This is a genomic window from Panacagrimonas sp. (assembly GCF_965216805.1).
Taxonomy (GTDB): Bacteria; Pseudomonadota; Gammaproteobacteria; order Nevskiales; family Nevskiaceae; genus Panacagrimonas.
Genome location: NZ_CBDCGN010000003.1, coordinates 618424 through 642645 on the forward strand (window position 1 = coordinate 618424; position 24222 = coordinate 642645).

Sequence of the window (24222 nt, forward strand, 5' to 3'; positions counted from 1 at the left end):
CTGGAGGGGCGAAACAGCGCGGGCGTCCAGGGTAGCCGCAAACGACGCCGGCGAAATCGGCCCGCCGCCGGCGGGACCGGTCGCGGTGACTTGCAAGGAAGACCCAGGCCGGCTCATCGCTTACGATCATCGCGATTGGGGGCGCTGCGGCGGCGCCGTTGCGTTTCACCAGGGCTCGAACCGATGACCAACGACAGACCGGCGCGTATGCGCATTGCCAAGCTGTGCCTGACTCTGCTGGCGATGCTCGGCATTTATGCGTGCAGCCGTATGGCCGTGTATCAGGAGGTGCCGGCGCCGCTCGCGGCGAAGCCGACGGTGCACTACCAGCGCGACGTCCAACCCATCTTCGATCGCACCTGCGTGGCCTGTCACGCCTGCAACGACGCGCCTTGCCAGCTCAATCTGGCCAGCGCCGAGGGAATCATCCGCGGGGCTTCCAAGCTGCCGGTGTACGACGGTCTACGGTCCGAGGACCAGGCGCCGACGCGGCTGGGCGTGGATGCCTTGAACGTGGAGGCCTGGCGCGCGAAAGGCTTCTTCTCCGCCCGATACGCTGCGGCCAGCGACGGCACCGCGCCGCTGCAGGCCTCGCTGCTGTATCGCATGGTGGAGCTCGGGCACACCAACCCCTGGCCTCCCGACAGCAAGCTGCCGGACGAACTGACGTTCGGGCGCGACCGCCAGCACCAGTGCCCCACGGTCGACGAGTTCGAAGACTACGCCGAGAAACGTCCCCAGCAGGGCATGCCGTGGGCGATGACGGGACTGAGCGACGGCGAGTTCCGCACGCTGCAGACCTGGATCGCAGAGGGTGGCGCGGTGGAGGCGCGCAGCCCGGTACCGAGCCCCCGGGAACAGGCGGCGGTCGAACGCTGGGAGCAGTATCTCAATCGCAGCGGCGCGCGGGAGCAGCTGGTGGCGCGTTATCTCTACGAGCACCTGTTCCTGGCACACCTTTATTTCGAGGGCGAAGACAAACCGCTGTTCTTTGAACTGATCCGTTCGCGCACCCCATCCGGACAGACGCCGATCCCGTCGTCGACCGTGCGTCCCAACGACGATCCGGGTGCGGCGTTCCATTACCGCTTGCGCCCGCTGTCCGAAACCCTGGTGAACAAGACCCACATCACCTATGGCCTGAGCGATCGGAAGCGCCAGCGCTACGACGCGCTGTTCTTCGCCGACGACTGGACTGTCGGCGTGTTGCCCGGCTACAGCGACGCCGAACGCGCCAACGCCTTTTCCACGTTTGCCGCTATTCCGGCCAAGGCGCGATACCAGTTCATGCTGGACGATGCCGAGTATTTCGTGCGCACGTTTATCCGAGGCCCGGTGTGCAGCGGGCAGATCGCAACCGACGTGATTCGCGACCAGTTCTGGGTGCTGTTCGAAGACCCTGCGGCCGAGGTCTACGTCAACGACGCGGCCTATCGCCAGCAGGCCACGCCGCTGATCGGCGTGCCGGGACAGGATTCGGACCTGATCGCCACGCACTCGGAGTGGGAAAAGTATCGCGAGCAGCGCAACCATTACGTCGAGCTGCGGCAGGCGCGCTACGCCAGCGACCAGCCGCAGGGTCCGCGGCTGGCCGATCTTTGGGATGGTGACGGCTGGAACCGCGATGCCATGCTCACCATCTTCCGTCACCACGACAACGCGGCTGTCGAGCGCGGCTGGCATGGCGCGCTGCCCGATACCTTGTGGGTGATGGACTACCCGTTGCTGGAGCGCAGCTATTACCAGCTGGTGGTCAACTTCAACGTCTTCGGCAGCGTGTCGCACCAGTTGCAGACCCGCCTGTACTTCGACCTGATCCGCAACGAGGGCGAGTACAACTTCCTGCGCTTTCTGCCGGCGTCGGAGCGCAAGAAACTGCGCGACGCCTGGTACGCGGACTCCGGCAAGATCAAGCTCTTCACCACCTACGCCAAGCCGGACGATCAGGTGCCCACGCAGATCGTCTATCGGACCGACGACCCCAAGGCGGAATTTGCCGGGCAGGTGCTGGAACGCCTGCGCAAGGTTCGCGGTCCGGCCGATCTGCTCAACCGTTGCGAGCAGGAGCGATGCGAGCGCCAAAGCGATAGCGCGGTTCGACGGCAGGTCGAGCACGCCCTGCGCACCTTTGCCGGCGTGCGCGCGGCGCAGTTGCCGGTGATCGCCCTGCTACCCGAACTGGTGTACCTGCGCGTGACCGCTCCGGGCGGCGAACGCATGGTGTATTCGCTGGTGCATAACCGCGCGCACAGCAATGTGGCATTTCTGCTCGGCGAAGAGCTGCGGCGCGAACCGGACAAGGACACCCTCAGCGTGCTGCCGGGGATTCTGGGCAGCTATCCCAATTTCATCTTCGACGTGGCGGCGCCGGACATCGAAGCCTTCGTCGAACGCCTCGCCAGCATCACCAAAGCCGCGGAACTGGAACCGCTGGTCGAGCGCTGGGGCGTACGCCGCACGCATCCGGCGTTCTGGGAGATCTTTCACGACTTCACGCGCTACGTGGAGCAGACCGATCCGGTCGAAGCCGCCCTGTTCGATTTGAACCGCTACGAGAATCTATAGCCCGCCGAAGCGCTCGTGCAGACGCATGCCCAGCCGCGAACTGCTGACCGCGGAGGTGTCGACACCGGCCACCGCGCGGACGTGCGCCTGCGCCGGGCGATAGGTCACACGGTAGATTTCGCGACATAGGCGATATGCCTGCAGGCCGGGCCAGTCGGTCGGCAGCATCGCCTGCGGCAGGCGCGGGTCGTGCAAGGTGGCGCGGCGAAACGAGTGGATCAGCAGGGTCTGTACCGCAAACGCCTGCGCCGGCGAAACGCCGAGCGACGCCAGGCGCTCGTGCAGCGGTTCGAAGCGCTGCAGAAAGGTCAGGTAGCGGCTGCCGATGTCGTGCAGATCCCAGCAGCTTTCGACCAGCGTGAGCGCGGACTCTGTGGCAAAGCCTTCGAGCGAGCGTGCGCTGAAGGCCACGGCCCGCTCGGCCAGTTTCAGATCGTCCAGGATCTGCTGCAGCACCTCGGTCTTGGCCGCAGGGTGCAGCAGCACGCCCGGGGTCGGCGAGGCGTAGCCCTCCCATTCCAGCTCGCGTCGCAGCTCCAGCCGGTCGGGTCCGCCGTCGCCGTTGCTGCGCGGCAGGATCACCACCGTCCAATTGCCGTCCCAGTCCTGCGGCGGCGGCGTGTAGATGCGGCTGTAGGCGGCGTCGAAGCGGCGGATGCCGGAGGCGGTGAGCGAGTAGTGGCTGCGCCGGCCCTCGCGTTGCGCGCTGAGCCAGTCCTCCTCCACCAGCCGGAAAGCGCTGGTGCGAACCAGCCGTTCGTTGACGCCCAGCGGCGCCAGCAGATCGATCAGCCCGCCCAGCCACACGCCCGCGGCGTAGGGCGCGATGGCATCGCCGAAAACGCTGACGATCAAGGACTTGGAACGCGGCTCTTCTTCTTTGAGGTAGCGCCGGACCCAATCGTCGACGCTGAAGTTCTTGCGGGGCATTGATCGCCGCTGACTCGGTAAACCGGCACATGGTAGCGAGTGGGCGGATTCATGCGTTACCGCCGGCCATCGTGATACATATTGAAGGTTGACATCGCTAGTGTTCGTATCAAATAATATTCATCCGGACAGGAGGCGTGACATGTACGCACAGATGGTGGACACCGGCACCAAGGTGGCCGGCGCAGAATCGAGTGCAGAGGAGCAGGCCTTTCAGGTGCGCCTGGACGCCGACATCCGCATCGAGCCGCAGGACTGGATGCCACAGCGTTACCGCAATACGCTGATCCGCCAGATCAGCCAGCACGCGCATTCGGAGATCGTCGGGCAGCTGCCGGAGGGCAACTGGATCACCCGGGCGCCCACCCTCAAGCGCAAGGCGATCCTGCTGGCCAAGGTGCAGGACGAGGCGGGACACGGCCTGTACCTCTACTCGGCGGCGGAGACCCTGGGAGTGTCGCGCGATCAGATGGTGGACGATCTGCACTCGGGCAAGGCCAAGTATTCGTCCATCTTCAACTATCCCACCCTGACCTGGGCGGATATCGGCACCATCGGCTGGCTGGTGGACGGCGCGGCGATCATGAACCAGATCCCGCTGTGCCGATGCTCTTACGGCCCTTACGCGCGCGCCATGATCCGCGTGTGCAAGGAAGAGGCGTTCCACATGCGCCAGGGCTACGACATCATGATGGCGCTGTGTCGCGGCACGCCCGAGCAGAAGGCGATGGCGCAGGACGCGCTCAACCGCTGGTGGTGGCCGAGCCTGATGATGTTCGGCCCGCCGGACGGCGACTCGGTGCACAGCGAACAGTCCAGGCAATGGAAGATCAAGCTGTTCACCAACGACGAACTGCGCCAGAAGATGGTCGATCAGACCGTCCCGCAAGCCGAGTACCTGGGCCTGACCATCCCCGATCCGGACCTCAAGTGGAACGCCGAGCGCGGTCACTACGACTACGGCGCGATCGACTGGGACGAGTTCTACAACGTGATCAAGGGCAACGGTCCCTGCAATCGCGAGCGCATCGCCACCCGCCGATCGGCCTGGGAGGACGGCACCTGGTTTCGCGACGCGCTGGTGGCGCATGCGCAGAAGAAGGCGTCGCGCGAAATGTCCGAAGCCGCCTAGCGCGATTCACCCAATTCCGAGGACGGGATCGCAAGGCCCCGATCAAAAGCGATGACCACTCAATGGCCCCTGTGGGAAATCTTCATCCGTAGTCAGCACGGCCTGGCGCATCGCCATGTCGGCAGCCTCCACGCGCCGGACGCCGCCATGGCGATCAACAACGCGCGCGATGTCTACACGCGACGCAACGAGGGCGTCAGCATCTGGGCGGTGAAGTCGGCCGACATCGCCGCCAGCAGCCCGGACGACAAGGCGCCGCTGTTCGATCCTGCCAACAGCAAGGTGTACCGGCATCCCACCTTCTTTCCGATGCCGGACGAAGTGAAGGGCCTTTGAACATGGCCGCCGCAGACCCGGCCGTCCGCGTCCAGTACCTGCTGCACCTGGGCGACAACACGTTGATCCTGAGCCAGCGCCTGTCCGAATGGTGCGGCAAAGGACCGGCGCTGGAAGAGGACATGGCGCTGACCAACGTGGCGCTGGACCTGCTTGGGCAGGCGCGGCTGTGGCTGAGCCTCGCTGCCGAGCTGCAGGGTGGGGACGCCGACGAAGATCGCCTGGCCTATCACCGCGACGCGCCGCAGTTCCGCAACCTGCTGCTGGTGGAACAGCCCAACGGCAGTTACGCCGATACGCTGGTGCGCCAGTTCCTGTTCGATGCCTGGCATCTGCTGGCCCTGCGCGAGCTGACGCGATCCGGCGATACACGCATCGCCGATATCGCCGCCAAGTCGCTCAAGGAAGTCAGCTATCACCTGCGCCGCAGCAGCGATCTGCTGGTCCGGCTGGGCGATGGCACCGCCGTCAGCCGCGAGCTGATGCAGGACGCGGTGGATGCGCTGTGGCGTTTTACCGGCGAGATGTTCGATGCCGATGCGGTGGACGCTGCGATGACCGCGGCAGGCTCCGGTTTTGACCCCGCATCGCTACGCGACGAGTGGCTGGGCTACGTTCGCGAAGTGCTGGACGAGGCCACCCTGAAGATGCCACCGGCCGATGCCTGGATGCAGCGCGGTGGCAAGCGTGGCGTGCACACCGAACACCTGAGCCGCCTGCTTGCCGAAATGCAGGTGCTGCAGCGCGCGCATCCTGGCGCGAGCTGGTAGCAGATCCATGAGCGAGGTCGCCACGCGCGCATCGGTGCAGGACGTCTGGCGCTGGCTGGCGCAAGTTCCGGATCCCGAGATTCCGGCGATTTCCATCGTCGACCTGGGCATCGTGCGCGAGGTGCGCTGGGACGACTCGCAATTTCCCGCAACCCTGATGGTGACGGTGACGCCAACCTACTCGGGCTGCCCTGCCACCGAGGTCATCGCCCAATCCATCCGCGAGACCCTGCAGCAGCACGGTATCGAACAGCCGGCGCTGCAGATGCGCCTGTCTCCTGCCTGGACTACCGACTGGCTGGCGCCGGCTGCAAAAGAGAAGTTGCGCGCCTACGGCATCGCGCCGCCGCAGGGATTGGCGAGCGAGCAGACGATCGACATCAGCCGTCTCACGCGGCGCCCACCGGCGACGCCGGTGGCGGTGAACTGTCCGTGCTGCGGCTCGCGCCACACTGAAGTCACCAGCCAGTTCGGCGCCACGCCGTGCAAGGCCTTGTACGTATGCCGCGCCTGTGCGGAGCCTTTCGACTATTTCAAATGCCACTGACGCGCACGCCGACACTGGCCGCGAACCCGAGAACAGGATGAGCAAGTTCCACCCACTGCAGGTTGCCGAGGTCAAGCCGGAAACGCGCGATGCGATGGTGGTGACCTTCGCCGTGCCCAGCGATCAGGCCGAGGCGTTCCGCTACAGCGCCGGGCAGCATCTGACCTTGAAGGCGCACATCGACGGCGAGGAAGTGCGCCGCTCCTACTCGATCTGTTCCGCCGAGCAGGAACAGAAGCTGCGCGTGGCGATCAAGCGCATCGACGACGGGCTGTTTTCCAGTTGGGCCGCCGAGCACCTCAAGCCGGGCAGCCGCATCGAGGTGATGGAGCCTTCCGGTCACTTCAACGTGCCCTTGCAACCGGAACTGGCGCGGCATCACGTGGCGTTTGCTTCCGGCAGTGGCATCACGCCGATCCTGTCGCTGATCAAGACCACGCTCGCCGCCGAGCCCGCAAGCCGATTCACCCTGATCTACGGCAACCGCTCCTCCAGTAGCGTGATCTTCAAGGAGGAACTGGAGGACCTGAAAGACCGCTACATGACGCGGCTGAATCTGGTCTACATCCTCAGTCGCGAGCAGCAGGATGTGGATCTGTTCAATGGCCGCATCGACGCAGAAAAGTGCGATCAACTGCTGAGCCGATGGGTCGACGCCTCCGGCATCGACGTGGCCTACATCTGCGGGCCGCAGAGCATGATGGAACAGGTGCAGGAGCGGCTGTTGGCCAAGGGTCTGGCCAAGTCGCAGATCAAGCTGGAACTGTTTGCCGCCGCCATGCACAAGGGCCCGCGGCCGCAACGCAAGGCCGTGGTCAAGGGCGACGAAGGCTGCCAGGTCACGGTGATCCACCACGGCCTGACCCGCGTGTTCTCCATGCCAAAAAACAAGGAGTCGGTGCTGGACGCGGCGCTGGAGCAGGGCATCGAGCTGCCCTATTCCTGCAAGGGCGGCGTATGCAGCACCTGCCGCTGCAAACTGATCAAGGGCGAAGTGGACATGGACGCCAACTATTCGCTGGAAGACTACGAACTGGCGCGCGGCTTCGTGCTGACCTGTCAGAGCTTTCCGATTACCGACCAACTGCTGATCGACCTGGATCAGGAGACCTGAAAAGTTTTTCCACGGAATTCACGGATCACCATAGACCGACACGGATCAAGCGCTGGGCGCAGTCCGAGGTCATTCGTGTTGATCCGCGGCAATCGTTCTGTGGCCCCCGAATCGAGGAGAGAAGTACATGAGGAACCTTGCAAGCTACGCTGCAGGACAATGGCGAACCGGTGAAGGTGGCGACACCACGCTCAATGCCATCACCGGCGTGCCGGTGGCGCGAGTGTCGAGCAAAGGTCTCGATTTTGCGGCCATGCTCGAGCATGGCCGCAAGGTGGGTAGCCCTGCGCTGCGCACGCTGACGTTCCACCAGCGCGCGATGAAGCTCAAAGCCTTGGGCCAGTACCTGTCGGAACACAAGGACGAGTTCTACGCGCTGTCCGCCGCCACCGGCGCCAGCAAGGTCGATTCGATGATCGACATCGACGGCGGTTTCGGCACCCTGTTCGCTTACGCCAGCAAGGGCCGGCGCGAACTGCCCAACGCCAGCTTCATCATCGACGGCTCGCCGGAGATCATGAGCAAGACCGGCAGCTTCGTCGGTCAGCACATCATGACGCCGCTCAAGGGCGTGGCGGTACACATCAACGCCTTCAACTTTCCGGTGTGGGGCATGCTGGAAAAGCTGGCGGTGAATCTGCTGGCCGGCGTGCCCGCCATCGTCAAACCGGCCAGCCAGACCGCGTACCTGACGGAAGTCGTGTTCAAGCGCATGGTGGAGTCGCAGATCTTCCCGGAAGGCTCGTTCCAGCTCATCTGCGGCAGCGTCGGCGACCTGCTCGATCACCTGACCGGGCAGGACGTGGTGACCTTTACCGGCTCGGCCTCCACCGGCCACAAGCTGCGCGCGCATCCGGCCATCGTACGCAACAGCGTGCGCTTCACCATGGAAGCGGACTCGCTCAACTGTTCCATCCTGGGTCCGGATGCGGTGCCCGGTACGCCGGAGTTCGATCTCTACGTCAAGGAGGTCGTCCGCGAGATGACCACCAAATGCGGGCAGAAGTGCACCGCCATCCGCCGCGCGTTCGTGCCGCGCGCGCAGATCCCCGCGGTGCTCGACGCGCTCAAGGCGCGGCTGTCCAAGGTGGTGGTGGGCGATCCTTCGGTAGAAGGGGTGACCATGGGCGCCCTGGCCAGCACCGCGCAGCGCGACGAGGTGCGCAACGCGGTCGGACGCCTGCGGGATGCCGCCGAGCTGGTATTCGGCGATCCGCAGAACTTCAGCGTGACCGGTGCCGATGCGCACCAAGGGGCGTTCCTGTCGCCGCTGCTGCTGCATTGCCAGACGCCCAAGACCAGCGCGGTCGTACACGAGGTGGAAGCCTTCGGTCCGGTCTCCACCGTCATGCCCTACGACGATGTGGCCGACGCCATCGAGCTTGCCGCCCGCGGCGAAGGCAGTCTGGTCGGATCGATCTTCACCTACGACAACGCATTCGCGCGCGAAATGGTCTTGGGCGCGGCCAGTCATCACGGTCGCCTGCTGATCGTTAATCGCGACTGTGCCAAGGAGTCCACCGGCCATGGCTCGCCGATGCCGGTGCTGATTCACGGTGGACCGGGCCGCGCCGGCGGCGGCGAGGAAATGGGCGGCGTGCGCGGCGTCCATCACTACCTGCAACGCACCGCGCTGCAGGGGTCGCCGGCCACGCTCACCGCCATCACCGGGCAGTGGATCGTCGGCACACCGCGCACGGAAGGCATTCATCCGTTTCGCAAGAACCTCGACGAGCTGCAGCTCGGCGACACCATCAAGGCCGGCCCCAAGCTGATCACCCTGGAAGACATCGAACACTTCGCCCACTTCACCGGCGATACGTTCTACGCGCACATGGACGAAGCGGCCGCTGCCGCCAACCCCTTCTTCGGCGGTCGCGTCGCGCACGGCTACTACATCCTGTCGGTTGCCGCGGGGCTGTTCGTGCAACCGGACCCGGGGCCGGTGCTGGCCAATTACGGTCTCGACAATCTGCGCTTCGTGACGCCGGCCAAACCGGGCGATTCGCTCAGTGTCACGCTCACGGCCAAGCACAAGAATCCTCGTATCACCGAGAACTACGGCGAGGTGCGCTGGGATACCGTGGTGACCAATCAGGACGGCAAGGTGGTGGCGCAGTACGACGTGCTGACCATGGTCGAAAAGGCGCCTGCATAGGAGACCCAGATGAGCTACGAAAACATCCTGTTTCAGAACGACCACGGCATTGCCCGTATCACCCTCAACCGGCCGGACCGTCTCAACAGCTTCACGGTGGCCATGCACGCAGAGTTGCGCGACGCCATCGGCAAGGTCAGGGCGGATGCCGGTGCGCGCGTATTGCTGCTGACCGGCGCGGGGCGCGGCTTCTGTGCCGGGCAGGATCTGGCGGATCGCGGCGCGGTCGCCGAGGGCGACGCCAAGGTCGACCTGGGTCAGACCGTGCGCGAGTGGTGGGCGCCGCTGGTGACGAGCCTGCGCACCCTGCCGCTGCCGGTGGTGTCCGCGGTCAACGGCGTCGCGGCCGGCGCCGGTGCCAACGTGGCGCTGGCCGGCGATCTGGTCATCGCCACCCAATCCGCCAGCTTCATCCAGCCGTTCTGCAAGCTCGGCCTGATTCCCGACACCGGCGGCACCTGGATACTGCCGCGCGCGGTCGGCACCGCGCGTGCGATGGGCCTGGCCATGCTGGGCGACAAGCTCAGCGCCGATCAGGCGCAGCAATGGGGCCTGATCTGGAAGTCGGTGGCCGACGCGCAATTCAAGGACGAGGTCGAGAAGCTGCTGACGCACCTGGCGCAGGCGCCCACCCGCGGGCTGGCACGCACCAAGGAATTGATCCTGGGCAGCGGCTCGCTGACCCTGGAGCAGGCCTTGGAACGCGAGGCAGACGCCATGCACGAACTGGGCTACAGCGATGACTATGCCGAAGGCGTCGCCGCTTTCAAGGAAAAACGCAACGCCAGCTTCACCGGCCGGTGAGCGCAATGTCCCCCAACCCTTCGCTGCATCCGGACGCCGCGGTAGACCTTGCCCGCCGCGTCGCGCAATCCATGTTCGAACGCGATACCGCCAGCCAGGGTCTGGGCATTCGCATCGAGGACATCGGCCCCGGTACCGCACGCCTGAGCATGGTGGTCCGCGGCGACATGCTCAACGGCCATCACATCTGCCACGGTGGCTTCATGTTCACCCTGGCCGACAGCGCGTTTGCGTTCGCCTGCAACAGCCGCAACGAGGCCACCGTTGCGGCCGGGTGCAGCATCGAGTTCCTGCGCCCGGTGCAACTCGGCGAAACGCTGACCGCGGTGGCGCAGGAGCGGGTGCTGTCCGGTCGTACCGGCATCTACGACATCACGGTGGTGGATCAGTCGGGTCAAGCAGTTGCCGTGTTTCGCGGCAAGTCGGCGCGCATCAAAGGCGAGGTGTTGCCCGCGACTTGAGCCGCGGCCCGAAAGGCTCAGGCGACGGCGAATGCACGCCCTGGTGAGCAGCGTGCACGCGGCGTCAAGCAACGCTGCACGACGCGAATAACAGTGATGCACGGGCGTCATCGCGCCCAGCGAAAGGAGTCTGATCGATGACCACGCGACACCGCCCACGACCGCCAAGCCTGGAGCCGATCGAGCGCGCCAGCCAGGACGAGTTGAGATCGCTGCAACTGCAGCGCATGCAATGGTCCCTGCGTCACGCCTACGACAACGTGGCGCATTTCCGCCAGAGCTTCGACGCCGCGGGCGCGCACCCGGACGACCTGAAGCATCTGTCCGATCTCGCGCGGTTTCCGTTCATGACCAAGCAGGATCTGCGCGACAACTATCCGTTCAAGCTGTTCGCGGTGCCGCGCGAGCAGGTGGTGCGCGTCCATGCCTCCAGCGGCACCACCGGCAAGCCGACCGTGGTGGGGTATACCGCCAGGGACATCGACACCTGGGCCGACTGCGTGGCACGCAGCATCCGCGCAGCGGGCGGCAGAGCGGGCGATCTGATCCACATCGCCTACGGCTACGGCCTGTTCACCGGTGGCCTGGGCGCACACTACGGCGCCGAGCGCCTCGGCTGCACGGTGATTCCGATGTCCGGCGGGCAGACCGAAAAGCAGGTGCAGCTGATTCAGGATTTTCAGCCGCGCATCATCATGGTCACGCCGTCCTACATGCTCAACATCATCGAAGAGTTCGAGCGCCAGGGACTGGACGGCGCCAAGTCGAGTCTGCAGATCGGCATCTTCGGTGCCGAGCCCTGGACCAACGCGATGCGCCAGGAAATCGAAGCGCGTGCGGACCTCGACGCGGTGGACATCTACGGCCTGTCCGAAGTGATGGGACCGGGTGTGGCCAGTGAATGCGTGGAGAGCAAGGATGGACCGGTGATCTGGGAGGATCATTTCTATCCGGAGATCATCGATCCCGTCACCGGCGCGGTACTGCCCGACGGCGAGGAGGGCGAGCTGGTGTTCACCTCGCTGAGCAAGGAGGCGCTGCCGGTCATCCGCTACCGCACGCGCGATCTCACCCGCCTGCTGCCGCCCACCTCGCGCTCGATGCGCCGTATCGGCAAGATCACCGGCCGCTCCGACGACATGCTGATCATCCGCGGCGTCAATGTATTCCCCACGCAGATCGAGGAGTTGCTGCTGAAGATTCCGCAGTTGGCGCCGCACTACCTGATCGAGGTCACCCGCAAGGGCAACCTGGACGCCGTCGCGGTGGCGGTCGAAGTCAGCCCGGCCTATGCGGCGGCCTGTACCGAAGAACGCGCCGGTTACGCCCAGGCCCTGCAGCAGTCCGTGAAGGCCTATGTCGGCATCAGCATCGACGTGCAGGTCGGCGATACCGGTGCCCTCGAGCGCTCCGCCGGCAAGGCGCGTCGCGTGATCGACAAGCGCGCTAAACCGGCGGGCGGCTGACGGCGGAGCCGTTCGCCACAGATACCCAAGGATCAACATGGATAGACGCGGCTTGAGAAGCAGACCGACGATCCCCTCGTTCTTCCCGCATTAACCTACAAAAAGCGGTTAAACGCGAAGGACGCGAAGAACAGCAAGCAAGGCGCAAAGGAAAACACCGTGGACTGCGCTCACCAATCTGCTGAAGTGCGTCGTCCAGAAAAATTCTTGGCGTCCTTTCTGTTGGCTTTGCGCCTTTGAGTTGAAATGCGGTTTCCAGCTTTAACCGTGTCATCCCGTGTGCATCCGTGGCAAGACCACTCTCGAAGCAAGAGCAATCGACCATGAAACAGGCCTTTATCTGCGACGCCGTCCGCACACCCTTCGGCCGTTATGGCGGCGCCTTGGCCGGCGTACGCACCGATGATCTCGCTGCGCTGCCGATCGCCGAACTGATCCGGCGCAACGCCGGGGTGGACTGGTCGGCGCTCGACGACGTCATCTACGGCTGTGCCAACCAGGCGGGCGAAGATAACCGCAACGTGGCACGCATGGCGGCGTTGCTGGCAGGCCTGCCGCTGGAGGTCCCCGGCGTCACGCTCAATCGCCTGTGCGGGTCCAGCCTGGATGCAGTCGGCATGGCCGCGCGCGCGATCAAGTCCGGCGAGGTGGAGCTGATGATCGCGGGTGGCGTGGAAAGCATGACGCGCGCCCCCTTCGTAATGGGCAAGGCGGACAGCGCGTTTTCGCGTAGCGCGAAGATCGAGGACACCACCATCGGCTGGCGCTTCGTCAATCCCGCTTTCAAGAGCCGCTATGGCATCGACTCCATGCCGGAGACGGCGGAGAACGTCGCCGCGCAATTCGGCATCTCGCGTGAAGATCAGGATCGGTTCGCGCTGCGCAGCCAGCAACGCTGGGCACAGGCCAACGCAGACGGTTTCTTCGCGCGCGAGATCGTGCCGGTTGCACTCCCACAGAGGAAAGGCGAGCCGCTGATGTTTCGCGCCGACGAACACGCGCGGCCCGAGACCACGCTGGAGATGCTGGCCAGGCTCAAGCCGATCGTGCGCGCGGACGGCACCGTCACCGCCGGCAATGCATCCGGCGTCAACGACGGCGCCTGCGCGGTGTTGCTGGCCTCCGAGGCCGCGGCGTCGCGTCACGGCCTGAGGCCGCGTGCGCGAGTGGTGGCGATGGCCACGGTGGGCCTGGCGCCGCGCATCATGGGGTTCGGCCCGGCGCCGGCCACGCGAAAGGTGCTGGCGCAGGCGGGGCTCAAGCTTGGGCAGATGGATGCGATCGAACTCAACGAGGCGTTTGCGGCACAGGGCCTTGCGGTCACGCGTGACCTGGGTCTGCCCGACGACGCGGCGCAGGTGAATCCCAATGGCGGTGCCATTGCGCTCGGGCATCCGCTCGGCGCGTCCGGCGCGCGGCTGGTGACCACGGCGCTCAGTCAGCTCGAATGCATTCAAGGCCGCTATGCGCTCTGCACGATGTGCATCGGTATCGGACAGGGTATTGCGCTGGTGATCGAACGGGTCTGATCGGATGTCAGCGAGCCCGCCGGCGTAAATGCGAGAAACGGTTTCGCCATCGTTCGCAGGGCGGCGTTTAGGCGAAACCCGGGCGGGACCCACCCTAGCATCCGATCACGATCCGACACGTAATAATCCCCACTCTGGGTTCGTCGTGGCCTGGAACGGCTTGGCAAGGAGTGTACGAATGCGCCTGGTTACGTGTGGTTCCGCAATTCTCGTCAGCCTGTTGCTGCATGGATGCGCCGCATCGCCGGACGCGCCGTCTCCTTTTACCGGGTTCTACAAGAACTATGCGAACTGCCGGGCAGACTATGCGGCGATGGACCAGCGGGTCGACGCGGCCGGTGTGCGTGACGCCGCGTTTTATCGCGTGCCCGGATATCCCTATCTGCGAACGGATCGGATGCATGCCTCGTTCCGCAACGAAGTGAAGGGACTGAACGATGTCAGCGAGTGGGTGCGGCGGATGCGCGAGCTGGACCAGGAATCGCGCGACTACGAGTACATCAACCTGGGCATGAGCGAGCTCGATGCCGCCATCCAACGGGATTATTTTCTGAACTGCGGTCGCATCCTGGCGGCGATCGAGCTGGAAGACCCGGAGCGCTGGGCGGCGATGATCGAGGTGGTTTATCCGCCTGACGCCTATTCCGGCATCAAGCGCGCGCTGGGGCTATATCCCTTGATGGCGCCGCTGATGAAGGCACGCATCGAGGCCGCGCATGAAGACGCGGCCAGCGCCTATGTCGCCGCGGCGGAATCGGCGCCGATGCCCGAGGCGATGCGCCTGTGGACGGTCAAACCGCAACAGGATCTGTCGTTGCTCGACGACGCCGGCGACAAGGTAAATGTCAACATGCTGGGGTATCCAGAGTTGTACGGCTCGCAGTGGAGCGCGCTGGCGGAGCGTCATGCACCGAATCTGCTGATCGAGACCGCGGACGACAACGACGTCCCCGCCGTGCCTGTGCTGGCCGTCGACGGTCCGAGCGCCGACGTGACCCAGCCCAAGGTTTATTACCAGATCAACTACACCCGCTTCGGCAGCGCCAAGCTTGTGCAGATCAGCTATTCAATCTGGTTCAAGGCGGCGCCCGGTGCGGCACGCGGGCCCATCGACGGCATCCTGTGGCGCGTCACCCTGGATCGGCACTTGTCACCGATGGTCTACGAGAGCCTGCATGCCTCAGGCAGCGATCACCACTGGTATCTGGTGCAGGCGCTGAAGGTCAGAACCGCTGTCGAAGGCGAGCCTGCATTCATCGCGCCGGAGCCGGCGCCGGCAAGCGGCGCGGCCCTGTATCTGCAGCAGGGCTCGCATGCGCTGCAGCGCGTCGTAGCGGTCGAGCAGGCCCGGTCCGCGCTGACGCAGCGGTACGAGCTGACGCATTACGAAGGCCTTTACACCTTGCCTGCGCCCGGCGGTGGTACTCGCAGTCTGTTCGGGCCCGATGGGCTGGTCGCGGGAAGTTACGGGGTTGATCCCATTGGCGGCTGGTCCAGCGGCATACACCGGCCCGGCGCGCTGCGTCAGCAGGGGCATCACGCCATCGCGCATGTGGGGCGCCGGCACTTCGACGATCCTTATCTGTTGGAGGCGACGTTCGTTGCGCCCGCCGCGCGGGCCGGAACGGATGTCGGCCTGGCCGAGCCTGGGCGCGCGCATCCGTAACGGTCGCTGGTTTGGAGCGACAGCCTGGGCGCTACTGGCGGGCGCATGCCTGTCCGTGTGCATGTTGGGACGGGCGGCCGATGCGGTGACGCTGCCTGCTCTGCACGAGTCTGCTCGCATTCTCGCGTTCGGCGACAGCCTCACCGACGGCACCGGCGGTGCTGGCCAGAGCTATCCACGCGATCTGGCGCGCCTGATCCGGCGCGAGGTGATCAACGCCGGCCTGCCCGGACAGACCACCGCGGATGGGCTCAGGCGCCTACCGCAGGTTCTGCGCAGGGAGCGGCCGGACCTGCTGATCCTGTGTCTGGGGATCAACGACTTTCTGCAGGGCGTTCCGCGCCACCAGATGCGAGCCAATCTGCTGGCCATGCTGGAAACCGCCCGCTTGGCCGCCGTGCCCGTGCTGCTGCTGGCCATTCCGGCGCGCGGTGAAACCGAAGCCGATCCGTTGTTCGCCGAAGTGGCGGCGCAAGGCGGCGCAGTAGTCGACGAACAGGCGATGATCGAGGCGCTGAGCCGCGCCAGTCTCAAGGCCGATCTGGTGCACCCCAACCGCGAAGGCTATCGACAGATCGCCGAATACATCGCGGCGAGATTCCGGGCAGCGGACCTGTTGACCGAATAGCACAAGAACAACCGGCGTCTCCAAAAGAAAACGCTGCGGCCGGTCACCCGGCCGCAGCGTCGGTCGTCACCTATGGGTTAAGCGCGTCCGAGGGACTGGATACCCTGAGCGGTGCAGTAGGTATCGAACAGCCAATCGGGTTCGGCATCGAAGCGTGCTTCGACGCCTGCAGCGCCCTTGGAGTGGTTGCACAGCGACATGCGACGGTTCTGGAAGTCGTAGATGTGCACGTAGATCCAGGACCAGCCGGCATTGACGCCGTCGTGGCTCTTGATGAAACGCTTGCCATCCGGACCGCCGCCCTTGAACACGCCGTGCGCCATCTCGAAGTTCGACCACAGCTTGCCCTGACGGTCGTAGCGGATGTTGCTGGCAGCCATGCAGTTGCGGGCATCGACATAGGCCACGCGCTTGGACACCGGCGAACGCGGATAACCGGTCGGCTCGCAGCTGGTGACGATGACTTCCGGCGCCATCTCGTAGGGGATGTCGAAGAACTTGGGGTTGTCGGCCTGACGCGGCGGTTCCCAGTTCTCGTCGTGACGCGAAAAGTCGGCCGCCCAGGGACCGAGCATGGGCTTGCGCTCTTCGATCTTGTGGTTGCCCCAGGTCAGCACCGGGTCGCCGGCCGCCCAGGGATCGGAGAGGAACCACACCGCACCCGGAACCAGGGGCTCGAAGCGCTGGTTGGACGGGAACTGACGCACGCGACGGAACTCGGGCAGATAACCGTACAGTTCCGGAATCTTGCGGGCGTCGTAGTCCCAGACGCTCAGAAACGAGGTGCCGCGCACGTCAGCCTCGGCAGCAAAGAACACGCTCTGGCGACGCAGTTCGTTCTCCATGCCGCGGAACAGCTTGCGGTCCATGCGGCCGGTGCTGTTGAGCTCTACCCACTGGAAGTTGTAGTGGTATTCGAGCTTGCCGGTGGTGCCGTAGTCCTTCTGCTCGATGACGTAGCAGGCGTTGTCGTTACGCCCGATGTTGGTCGCCATGTTGCACCAGACTTCCGTACCGGTCTTGGCGTTGACAAAAGGCAGGCCGCCTTGCCAGACCTTGCCGTCCTGGTCCACCAGGTTGCCGTTGGCGTCCCACTTGCCGGCATGACCGTTCTTGACGTCAGCCACGGTCGCGTCGTGGTAGCCGGCGGTGACGATCTCGTACGGATGGGTCGAGGGTGCCTTGATGTAGATCTTGCGCCCCTCAACACCGGAGATCTGCTCATACGTGCCTGGGTCAAGCAGGTGCTTCACATGCTCGACATTGTTCTTGTCGATGTAGTCGCCTACCTTGACCTTGCCCTTGGACTGAACCTCGATCGACACCAGTTCGTCAGGGTAGGCCTTGTTGATGTTGTCAGACTCGGAGGCAAAGACCTTGTCCAGCGGCATCAACACCCCAGCCCCCAAACCGTACGCCACACTCTCCATCATCTTCCGACGACTGTAGTTGAAGTCGTATTTTCTGATACGCATTTCTGTCTCCTTGGATTTGTTCGCCGACTGGTCGGCAGCCTTTTGGTTTTGGATGCTTGTCGGATTGCGAGCATCCCGGAACAGATACGCCAGAAAGTGATGATTGGATACATTCCGTATCGGACTATATAAGAGCGAATCTTCCCCAGAACGTTGCGTAAAACGGCCGCTGCCGGTTTTGAATAATCTGCCGCCGGATCGTCTGCAGCGACGCCGGTCGTGCACACGGTGCAGAGCGTCGTGCACCCGCGGCGATGCAAGGATGCCGTGGCCAATTCAGACTACTCAGGCATATGCGCATCCGGGGGGAAAGAAGATGACGAAGCTTATTGAAGCCGACTACGTGGTCGCGGGTGCCGGCGGCGTCGGAATGGCATTTGTGGACGAGATCATCACCCACAGTGATGCGACGGTTGCCATCGTCGATCGGAAACATCGGCCCGGCGGCCACTGGAATGACGCGTATCCCTTCGTGCGCCTGCATCAGACGTCCACCTGCTACGGCGTCAACTCGACCGAGATGGGCGGCTACAGCATCGATCAGGTCGGCCTCAACAAGGGCTGCTACGAGCTGGCGAGCGGCAGCGAGGTGGTCGCATACTTCGACACGGTGATGCGCAAGCGCTTTCTGCCATCGGGCCGTGTCGAGTACTTGCCGCTGTGCGAGTACAACAAGAACGACAACACTGCGGTGTCGCTCACCTGTGGCGAGAAGTACGAGTTTCGTGCGAACAAGAAGTACGTCGACGCCACTTACCTCAACGTGACCGTCCCGTCCCAGCGGGCACCGGATTTCGAGGTCCAGGGTGGCGCCCGCGCGGTGGTCGTCAACGACCTGCCCCGGGTGATCGCGGAGCATCGCAATTTCGTCATCGTCGGTTCCGGCAAGACAGGCATGGATGCGGTCCTGTTCCTGCTGACCCACCGGGTCGATCCGGAACGCATCACCTGGATCATGCCCTCGGATGCATGGATGTTCAGTCGCTTCGATGTCGATCCCGGACGCAAATTCAGCGATCCGGTCACGCAGTACGCCATCGGGCTGCTGCAGGCGGCACTGGAAGCCCAGGATTACGACGACTACTTCCGCCGTTTAGTGGAACGAAAGCTGGTGTTGCAGCTTGACCCTTCGGTAAGGCCCAAGCGCTGGCGGTGTGCCACGTTCACCCCGTTGGAGCTCGAACAGCTGCGCCGGGTCAAGAACGTCGTCCGCCAGGGCTATCTGGAGGTGGCGTCGCCGGTCGAGATGAAGATGCAGAAAGGCACGCATCCCACGCCGGCGGATGCCGTGTTCGTCGACTGCGCAGCCGACGGGCTGCCCAAGGTCCCGATGGTCAAGGTATTCGATGGCAACCGGATCACGCTGCAGACCGTGCGCATGTGCCAGCAGGTCTACAGCGCAGGTTTCATCGGCAATGTCGAATGCAATGTCGATGCGGACGAAGCGCGCAAGAACGCACTGACGCAACCGGTTCCTCTGCCCTACACGGATGCCGATTACCTGCGTTGCGCGATCCTGAACAGCTTGAACATGGCGGTGTGGTTGACCGAGCCGGCGGTGGTGAAGTGGATCAACGAATCGCGCATCGATTTGTTCAGTCCGTTTCTGGATTTCGAGTCCGCAGAAGGAATCGCCAATATTCAAGCGATGGGAGAGCTGATTCAGCAGGCCGTGCCGAAAATGCAGGCTTTGCTGGACACCCACGAGCAGCGTGCATCAGCGCAACCGGTGCAAGCCTGAGTCTGCAGCAGTGCTTGCGCGTGCTGGGAGATCGCTGCGCTCAAGATGACAGAAGTAACGACGTCACTAAAATCTACAACGTTCTAGCGTTTTCGAGTTATGTGCAGATAAAGCCACAACAGCTGTCATCCTGAGCGAAGCGAAGGATCTATTTTCAGAGCATGAGCACAGTTAGAAAGAAGATCCTTCGCTACGCTCAGGATGACAGTAGAAACATCAGTACTTAAACAAAAAATGCTCTAGCGATTTGCCCGCTGCTCCGCGACAAAGAAATCGATAAAGCTGCGTGCGCGCTGCGACAGAAAGCGTGTTTGCGGGTAGACGATGTTGACCGGCATCGGGATGGGATAGAAATCCTGCAGCAGCCACAGCACGCGGCCCTGCTTGATGGCGTCTCCGACCACCCAGTCCTGCACCATGCCCACACCCTGGTGCGCACACACCAGTTCGAACATGGCTTCGGGGTCGTTGACCCGCACCCGGCCTTCCACGTCGACCGCGTGGCGCCCGGACTCGGACTCGAACTCCCAGCGCGTCCAGCGCCCGCCGCTGCCGTAGAGCACGCAGGCATGGTCAGCCAGGTCGGTGGGCACGTCGGGCGCCTTATGCAGCGCCAGATACTCGGGTGTCGCCACCAGAACCTGATTGATGACGTCGATGGGTCTGGCCATCAGCGTGCTCGGTGACAGGTTGCCGATGCGCACCGCCAGTTCCAGCCCTTCCTCGATCAGGTCAACCACCTGGTCGGTGAGCAGAACGTCCAGTCGCACCTGCGGGTACTGGTCCAGAAAGCGCGGCAACTTGGGACACAGCTGTCGGCGGCCATAGGAGCCGGGCATGGTGAGGCGCAGGGTGCCGGTTGCCGCCGCACGCCGGCCGCTCAGGGTCTTGAGCGACTCCACCGCATCCAGAAGCTGGCGAACGTGCTCGTACAGCTGCAAGGCTTCGTTGGTGGGCTGCAGGCGGCGGGTGCTGCGCGCAAACAACTGCACGCCCAGACTCGATTCCAGCGACGCAATCTGCTTGCTCACCGCGGACTGGGAGGTGCTCATTTCGCGTGCCACGGCAGAGAAGCTGCCGGCTTCGAAGGTGCGGACGAACGCGGCGTATGGCTGGAGAGGATCCATGCATTCAGTCCAAATAAGAATAGGTCATAGTCTATATCTGCGCTTTCAGGATCGACCGCTCTGCCGAATAATGCGATACACAAAGCGAGTCTATACTCAAAAAATTGAGGAGTAACATCCCATGCGCAAACAGATTGGGATCGTCGGCGCCGGAACTGCGGGCTTGCATCTGGGCCTTTATTTGCGTCAGCACGACGTCGACGTCACCGTCTTTACCGACCGCGAGCCCAAGGAATATCGCGGCATGCGCCTGCTCAACACGGTGGCGCACCATGCGGTGACGGTGCAGCGGGAGCGCGACCTGCACGTGGACCACTGGCCCACCGAGGAGCACGGGTACTTCGGCCATCACTACTTCATCAACACGCCGCCGCAGCCTCTGCGCTTCTACGGCGACTATCACGCGCCCAGCCGCGCGGTGGACTACCGCATCTACCAGCCACGACTGATGGAAGATTTCCAGAATCGCGGCGGCAATATCGAGTACCGCGAGATCACCGGCCATGAGGTGTCTTCGCTGAGCGCCCGGTTCGATCTGATGGTGGTGTGTACGGGCAAGGGTCCGTTCGGCCAGATGTTCCAGCACGAACCGGCGCATTCGCCGTTCGACCGCCCGCAGCGTGCGCTGTGCGTGGGACTGTTCAAGGGCATCGCGCAGCGGCCGACCCGCGCGGTGACGATGTACTTCTCGCCCGGCGCCGGCGAGATGATCGAAATCCCCACCACCACCTTCAACGGCATGCAGAACGCGCTGGTGATCGAGAACATCATCGGCGGCGATCTGGAAGTACTGGCCAAGACCAAGTACGACGACAACCCGCGCGCGTTCCAGGAGCTGCTGCTGGGCAAGCTGCGCAAGCACTATCCGGATTGCGCCGAGCGCATCGACGAAAAGGAGTTCGATCTCGCCAACGGCCCGCTGGACATCTTGCAGGGCGGCGTCACGCCCACGGTGCGCAAGTCCCACATCCGGCTGGACAGCGGCAAGATCGCGATCTCGCTGGGCGACGTGCAGGCGGTAGTGGACCCGGTGCTGGGTCAGGGCGCCAACATGGCCTCGTACGCCGCCTGGATCCTGGGCGAGGAGATCGTCAAGCAGGAGGTCTACGACGAGCGCTTCGTGGAGCACGTCAACTATCGTCGACAGGATCGCGTGCTCGGTGCCACGCGCTGGACCAACTTCATGCTCACCAACCTCAAGGCGATGCCGGCGGAGTTGCAGCAGTTCATCGGCGCGCTCAGCCAGAACCGCGCGCTGGCCGACGAGTTCACCGACAACTTCAACTACCCGGAACGGCAGTGGGATTGCTTTGCCAGCGCGGAGCGCATGCAGGCCTGGTGCCAGTCGCGCATCAAGGCCGCGACGGCCCAGGCCAGACCGGCGATCGCAAAGCCCGGTCGCGTCACTGCGGACGCCGCGTAAATGAGCGCCGCGTCGCGAAGAACACCCCTGCGCCCGCCGCCGACGCAGGAACAGGATTGGCTGGAAAGCCTGGATACGTTCGGGGCCGACCCGGCGACTTTGGACCCCGCGCACTTCCGCAAGTCGGTGTCCCTGTTTGCCACCGGCATCGTGGTGCTGACCTGCGAAGACGAGGAAGGCAATGTTCACGGCGCCACCGTCAACAGTTTCACCTCGGTGAGCCTGCAGCCGCCAACGGTGCTGGTGTCGCTCAAGCCCGGCAAGACGCATCGGATCATCTCGCGTACCGGACGTTACGGCGCCTGCATTCTCAATGAAGCGCAGCAGAATTTTTCCGCGCACTTCAGCGGCCGTCCGCAGGAGGCGGTGCGACCCGACTTCCAGGTGCGCGATCGCCTGCCCACGCTGCGTCACTGCCTGGCCTGGTTCGAGTGCGTGGTGGTGCAGAAAGTACAGGTGCACGACCACACCCTGTTCGTGGCCGAAGTGACTGCCTGCGGCAACCATGACGGGACCCCGTTGATGTTTTTCGGAAGTCGTTATCACCGCCCTGCCATCGCGGTCTGAGCGCGAGGCTGGACCTGGGTCGTATTGCTTACAACGAAAGAGAGGAGTGCACCGATGTACAACAACCTGCAACGCAAGATGGCCGCTCACGGCATCCTGATGATCTTCACCACACTGTTGTTCGGCGTGGGCCTGTGGATGCACCTGGTGGGGGGCTTCGAGATCGTGCCCGGCTACATCCTGCACTTCAACGTACCCGGCACGCCCGAAGGCTGGGCGCGCGCGCACACCGGCCCTGCGCTCAACGGCATGATGGTGATCGCCGTGGCGTTCGTGCTGCCGATGCTCGACTTCAGCCAGCGCGCCGCCACCTGGCTGGGCTACATCGTTGTGCTCGACGGCTGGGCCAACGTCGGCTTCTATTTCTTCGGCAACTTCACGCCCAATCGCGGCCTGAGCTTCGGCGACAACAAGTTCGGCGAGGGCGATCTGTTCAGCACCCTGGCATTGGGCCCGGCCTACCTGTTCGGTGTGCTGGCGCTGATCGCGCTGCTGATCATCGGCGTTCGCGGTTTCAAGGTGGCCCGGCAGCGCTCGGGCACGGAGCGAACGGGGCTGGACGCCGGCGTGGCCAACTCGGCAAGCGCGGCTCGCTGATCGACGCCAGTCGGAACGGGCATCGACCGACGAGTCGATGCCCGACAGACGCACGGACAGGCTGGAGCAGGATCGGCGTGCCGGATCGGCCGCCTGCTGGCTGACCAGTGCGCGACAGACGGGACCCCTGGATCGGTCCGAGAAGGAGCGACGCGCCGAACCTCGGTGCGTCCGCAAGGAGGAAGGATGAATCTGGCCTATCGGACGCACCCGGCTGCGCGGCACTTCGAGTTGGCGTCGTTGCCGGCTAACGTGGAGCAGTTGCGCGATTTCCGATCCTGGAAGGATTTTGTCAACGACAACTTTCCCTGGCTGGAGCACCGCGATCACAGCGGCGGTCGCTTCGAGGCCCAGGTCAGCACCTACAAGGTTGGACGCTGTTCGCTGAGCACCATCCATGTCGAGGCCAGCGAAGTCATCCGCAGACGAGGTCTGTCGGCGGTTGCCGAGACCGGCTACATCAAGCTGATGTGGCAGATCGCCGGCGATGCGCAGCTTGAACAGGATCGTCGCCAGTGCCGGCTCGAAGCGGGCCAGGCCACGGTTTTCGACACCGCGCGGCCGTACCGCATCCGCCTTTCGGACGGCGCCCGTTTTGTCGTCTTCATGTTGCCGCATGACGCCTGCCCGGGTTGGGAGCACATCAGTCAAGCCATTTGCGGCGCCAGGCTGGCGGAAGGGCCTGGCGTTCGCGCCGCGCTGGGAGCGTTGATGGCCATTGTCGAAGAAGGCCACGACCCTGGCCACGGCGATAACCAGGCTGTCGTGCAGGCGGTTCAATGGATGCTGTCGACCGCCTTGCATCGTGCTGCCAGCGATCGGGGGATGACGGTATCGCGCGATCCCAAACTGTGCCGAGCCCAGCAGTATGTCGTCGGTCATCTGTCCGACCCGGAGTTGGACGCCGAGGACATCGCGGCGGCGCTGTGCATGTCGCGGCGTTCGCTGTACCTGCTGTTCAAGGAATACGGACTGACACCGGGACGAATGATTCACGACCTGCGTCTGGAGCAAAGCGGACGGATTCTGGGCGACCCCGATCACAACCATCGCAAGATCACCGACATCGCATTCGATCTGGGCTTTGGCGATTACGCCACGTTCAGCCGCATGTTCAAGGCCCGCTTCGGCATCACGCCCAGTGCTTACCGGACACGCTGTCATACCGCGCACGCGTGAACGCCAG

At 64.1% G+C, this 24222-nt stretch carries 21 protein-coding genes; 18 read left to right on the top strand and 3 right to left on the bottom strand.

Features of this window, described 5'->3' with window-relative positions:
* Positions 1–243: 243 nt before the first annotated feature.
* Entirely contained in the window at positions 244–2565 is a 2322-nt protein-coding gene (locus ACOOHP_RS15980) for a fatty acid cis/trans isomerase (RefSeq protein ID WP_420468730.1), read from the top strand.
* Here ACOOHP_RS15980 and paaX read toward each other — a convergent pair.
* Positions 2560–3495, bottom strand: a complete 936-nt coding sequence (gene paaX, locus ACOOHP_RS15985; RefSeq protein WP_420467478.1) for a phenylacetic acid degradation operon negative regulatory protein PaaX — start codon at positions 3493–3495, stop codon at positions 2560–2562. The genes ACOOHP_RS15980 and paaX overlap by 6 nt on opposite strands.
* Positions 3496–3637: 142 nt before the next feature.
* On the opposite strand from paaX, the gene paaA reads away from it, so the two are divergent.
* The 12 genes from paaA (at position 3638) to ACOOHP_RS16045 (ending at position 16106) form a co-directional block, all read left to right on the top strand.
* Positions 3638–4627: a 1,2-phenylacetyl-CoA epoxidase subunit PaaA gene (gene paaA, locus ACOOHP_RS15990; protein WP_420467479.1), complete on the top strand. Its 990-nt coding sequence runs from the start codon at positions 3638–3640 to the stop codon at positions 4625–4627.
* A gap of 51 nt (positions 4628–4678) precedes the next feature.
* Entirely contained in the window at positions 4679–4963 is a 285-nt protein-coding gene (gene paaB / locus ACOOHP_RS15995) for a 1,2-phenylacetyl-CoA epoxidase subunit PaaB (protein WP_420467480.1), read from the top strand.
* 2 nt (positions 4964–4965) lie between these two features.
* The gene (paaC, locus tag ACOOHP_RS16000; RefSeq protein WP_420467481.1) at positions 4966–5733 is read left to right on the top strand and encodes a 1,2-phenylacetyl-CoA epoxidase subunit PaaC; all 768 of its coding nucleotides are present in this window, start codon (positions 4966–4968) and stop codon (positions 5731–5733) included.
* A gap of 7 nt (positions 5734–5740) precedes the next feature.
* Positions 5741–6280: a 1,2-phenylacetyl-CoA epoxidase subunit PaaD gene (gene paaD, locus ACOOHP_RS16005; protein WP_420467482.1), complete on the top strand. Its 540-nt coding sequence runs from the start codon at positions 5741–5743 to the stop codon at positions 6278–6280.
* Positions 6281–6317: 37 nt separating this feature from the next.
* The gene (paaE, locus tag ACOOHP_RS16010) at positions 6318–7394 is read left to right on the top strand and encodes a 1,2-phenylacetyl-CoA epoxidase subunit PaaE (RefSeq protein ID WP_420467483.1); all 1077 of its coding nucleotides are present in this window, start codon (positions 6318–6320) and stop codon (positions 7392–7394) included.
* A gap of 127 nt (positions 7395–7521) precedes the next feature.
* Entirely contained in the window at positions 7522–9552 is a 2031-nt protein-coding gene (gene paaZ / locus ACOOHP_RS16015; protein WP_420467484.1) for a phenylacetic acid degradation bifunctional protein PaaZ, read from the top strand.
* A gap of 9 nt (positions 9553–9561) precedes the next feature.
* A complete protein-coding gene (paaG, locus tag ACOOHP_RS16020) occupies positions 9562–10356 on the top strand; it encodes a 2-(1,2-epoxy-1,2-dihydrophenyl)acetyl-CoA isomerase PaaG (RefSeq protein ID WP_420467485.1) in 795 nt (264 codons plus the stop codon).
* A gap of 5 nt (positions 10357–10361) precedes the next feature.
* Positions 10362–10817, top strand: a complete 456-nt coding sequence (paaI, locus tag ACOOHP_RS16025; protein ID WP_420467486.1) for a hydroxyphenylacetyl-CoA thioesterase PaaI — start codon at positions 10362–10364, stop codon at positions 10815–10817.
* 137 nt (positions 10818–10954) lie between these two features.
* Positions 10955–12283 (top strand): phenylacetate--CoA ligase PaaK, encoded by a 1329-nt coding sequence (gene paaK, locus ACOOHP_RS16030; RefSeq protein WP_420467487.1) that lies wholly within the window; start codon positions 10955–10957, stop codon positions 12281–12283.
* A gap of 323 nt (positions 12284–12606) precedes the next feature.
* On the top strand, positions 12607–13812 hold the full coding sequence (gene pcaF / locus ACOOHP_RS16035) for a 3-oxoadipyl-CoA thiolase (protein ID WP_420467488.1): 1206 nt from the start codon (positions 12607–12609) through the stop codon (positions 13810–13812).
* Positions 13813–13990: 178 nt separating this feature from the next.
* Positions 13991–15478 (top strand): hypothetical protein, encoded by a 1488-nt coding sequence (locus tag ACOOHP_RS16040; RefSeq protein ID WP_420467489.1) that lies wholly within the window; start codon positions 13991–13993, stop codon positions 15476–15478.
* Between the two features lie 85 nt (positions 15479–15563).
* Positions 15564–16106: a GDSL-type esterase/lipase family protein gene (locus ACOOHP_RS16045; RefSeq protein WP_420467490.1), complete on the top strand. Its 543-nt coding sequence runs from the start codon at positions 15564–15566 to the stop codon at positions 16104–16106.
* 77 nt (positions 16107–16183) lie between these two features.
* On the opposite strand, the gene ACOOHP_RS16050 is transcribed toward ACOOHP_RS16045, so the two are convergent.
* A complete protein-coding gene (locus ACOOHP_RS16050) occupies positions 16184–17581 on the bottom strand; it encodes a DUF1329 domain-containing protein (protein ID WP_420467491.1) in 1398 nt (465 codons plus the stop codon).
* A 103-nt stretch (positions 17582–17684) separates the two neighbouring features.
* Here ACOOHP_RS16050 and ACOOHP_RS16055 point away from each other — a divergent pair, with 103 nt between their 5' ends.
* Positions 17685–19322, top strand: coding sequence for an NAD(P)/FAD-dependent oxidoreductase (locus ACOOHP_RS16055; protein WP_420467492.1), 1638 nt, complete (start codon positions 17685–17687; stop codon positions 19320–19322).
* A 239-nt stretch (positions 19323–19561) separates the two neighbouring features.
* Here ACOOHP_RS16055 and ACOOHP_RS16060 read toward each other — a convergent pair whose 3' ends face one another.
* Positions 19562–20449, bottom strand: a complete 888-nt coding sequence (locus ACOOHP_RS16060) for a LysR family transcriptional regulator (protein WP_420467493.1) — start codon at positions 20447–20449, stop codon at positions 19562–19564.
* 121 nt (positions 20450–20570) lie between these two features.
* Here ACOOHP_RS16060 and styA point away from each other — a divergent pair, with 121 nt between their 5' ends.
* The 4 genes from styA (at position 20571) to ACOOHP_RS16080 (ending at position 24215) form a co-directional block, all read left to right on the top strand.
* Positions 20571–21872 (top strand): styrene monooxygenase subunit StyA, encoded by a 1302-nt coding sequence (gene styA / locus ACOOHP_RS16065; RefSeq protein WP_420467494.1) that lies wholly within the window; start codon positions 20571–20573, stop codon positions 21870–21872.
* Positions 21873–22439 carry a styrene monooxygenase NADH-dependent flavin reductase subunit StyB gene (gene styB, locus ACOOHP_RS16070; protein ID WP_420467495.1) on the top strand — a complete coding sequence of 189 codons (567 nt, stop codon included), beginning with the start codon at positions 21873–21875 and terminating at the stop codon, positions 22437–22439.
* 54 nt (positions 22440–22493) lie between these two features.
* Positions 22494–23036, top strand: a complete 543-nt coding sequence (gene styC / locus ACOOHP_RS16075; protein ID WP_420467496.1) for a styrene-oxide isomerase StyC — start codon at positions 22494–22496, stop codon at positions 23034–23036.
* Positions 23037–23222: 186 nt separating this feature from the next.
* The gene (locus ACOOHP_RS16080; RefSeq protein ID WP_420467497.1) at positions 23223–24215 is read left to right on the top strand and encodes a helix-turn-helix domain-containing protein; all 993 of its coding nucleotides are present in this window, start codon (positions 23223–23225) and stop codon (positions 24213–24215) included.
* Positions 24216–24222: the final 7 nt, after the last annotated feature.

What these genes read in the sequence shown, in the direction of transcription:
- paaG (WP_420467485.1), top strand. Translation starts at nt 9,562, where the DNA reads ATGAGCTACGAAAACATCCTGTTTCAGAACGACCACGGCATTGCCCGT.
- paaE (WP_420467483.1), top strand. Translation starts at nt 6,318, where the DNA reads ATGAGCAAGTTCCACCCACTGCAGGTTGCCGAGGTCAAGCCGGAAACG.
- ACOOHP_RS16060 (WP_420467493.1), bottom strand. Translation starts at nt 20,449, where the DNA reads ATGGATCCTCTCCAGCCATACGCCGCGTTCGTCCGCACCTTCGAAGCC.
- ACOOHP_RS16080 (WP_420467497.1), top strand. Translation starts at nt 23,223, where the DNA reads ATGAATCTGGCCTATCGGACGCACCCGGCTGCGCGGCACTTCGAGTTG.
- paaC (WP_420467481.1), top strand. Translation starts at nt 4,966, where the DNA reads ATGGCCGCCGCAGACCCGGCCGTCCGCGTCCAGTACCTGCTGCACCTG.
- paaD (WP_420467482.1), top strand. Translation starts at nt 5,741, where the DNA reads ATGAGCGAGGTCGCCACGCGCGCATCGGTGCAGGACGTCTGGCGCTGG.
- ACOOHP_RS16040 (WP_420467489.1), top strand. Translation starts at nt 13,991, where the DNA reads ATGCGCCTGGTTACGTGTGGTTCCGCAATTCTCGTCAGCCTGTTGCTG.
- paaZ (WP_420467484.1), top strand. Translation starts at nt 7,522, where the DNA reads ATGAGGAACCTTGCAAGCTACGCTGCAGGACAATGGCGAACCGGTGAA.
- styB (WP_420467495.1), top strand. Translation starts at nt 21,873, where the DNA reads ATGAGCGCCGCGTCGCGAAGAACACCCCTGCGCCCGCCGCCGACGCAG.
- pcaF (WP_420467488.1), top strand. Translation starts at nt 12,607, where the DNA reads ATGAAACAGGCCTTTATCTGCGACGCCGTCCGCACACCCTTCGGCCGT.
- paaX (WP_420467478.1), bottom strand. Translation starts at nt 3,495, where the DNA reads ATGCCCCGCAAGAACTTCAGCGTCGACGATTGGGTCCGGCGCTACCTC.
- ACOOHP_RS15980 (WP_420468730.1), top strand. Translation starts at nt 244, where the DNA reads ATGCTCGGCATTTATGCGTGCAGCCGTATGGCCGTGTATCAGGAGGTG.
- styA (WP_420467494.1), top strand. Translation starts at nt 20,571, where the DNA reads ATGCGCAAACAGATTGGGATCGTCGGCGCCGGAACTGCGGGCTTGCAT.
- paaI (WP_420467486.1), top strand. Translation starts at nt 10,362, where the DNA reads ATGTCCCCCAACCCTTCGCTGCATCCGGACGCCGCGGTAGACCTTGCC.
- styC (WP_420467496.1), top strand. Translation starts at nt 22,494, where the DNA reads ATGTACAACAACCTGCAACGCAAGATGGCCGCTCACGGCATCCTGATG.
- ACOOHP_RS16050 (WP_420467491.1), bottom strand. Translation starts at nt 17,581, where the DNA reads ATGCGTATCAGAAAATACGACTTCAACTACAGTCGTCGGAAGATGATG.
- paaA (WP_420467479.1), top strand. Translation starts at nt 3,638, where the DNA reads ATGTACGCACAGATGGTGGACACCGGCACCAAGGTGGCCGGCGCAGAA.
- paaK (WP_420467487.1), top strand. Translation starts at nt 10,955, where the DNA reads ATGACCACGCGACACCGCCCACGACCGCCAAGCCTGGAGCCGATCGAG.
- paaB (WP_420467480.1), top strand. Translation starts at nt 4,679, where the DNA reads ATGACCACTCAATGGCCCCTGTGGGAAATCTTCATCCGTAGTCAGCAC.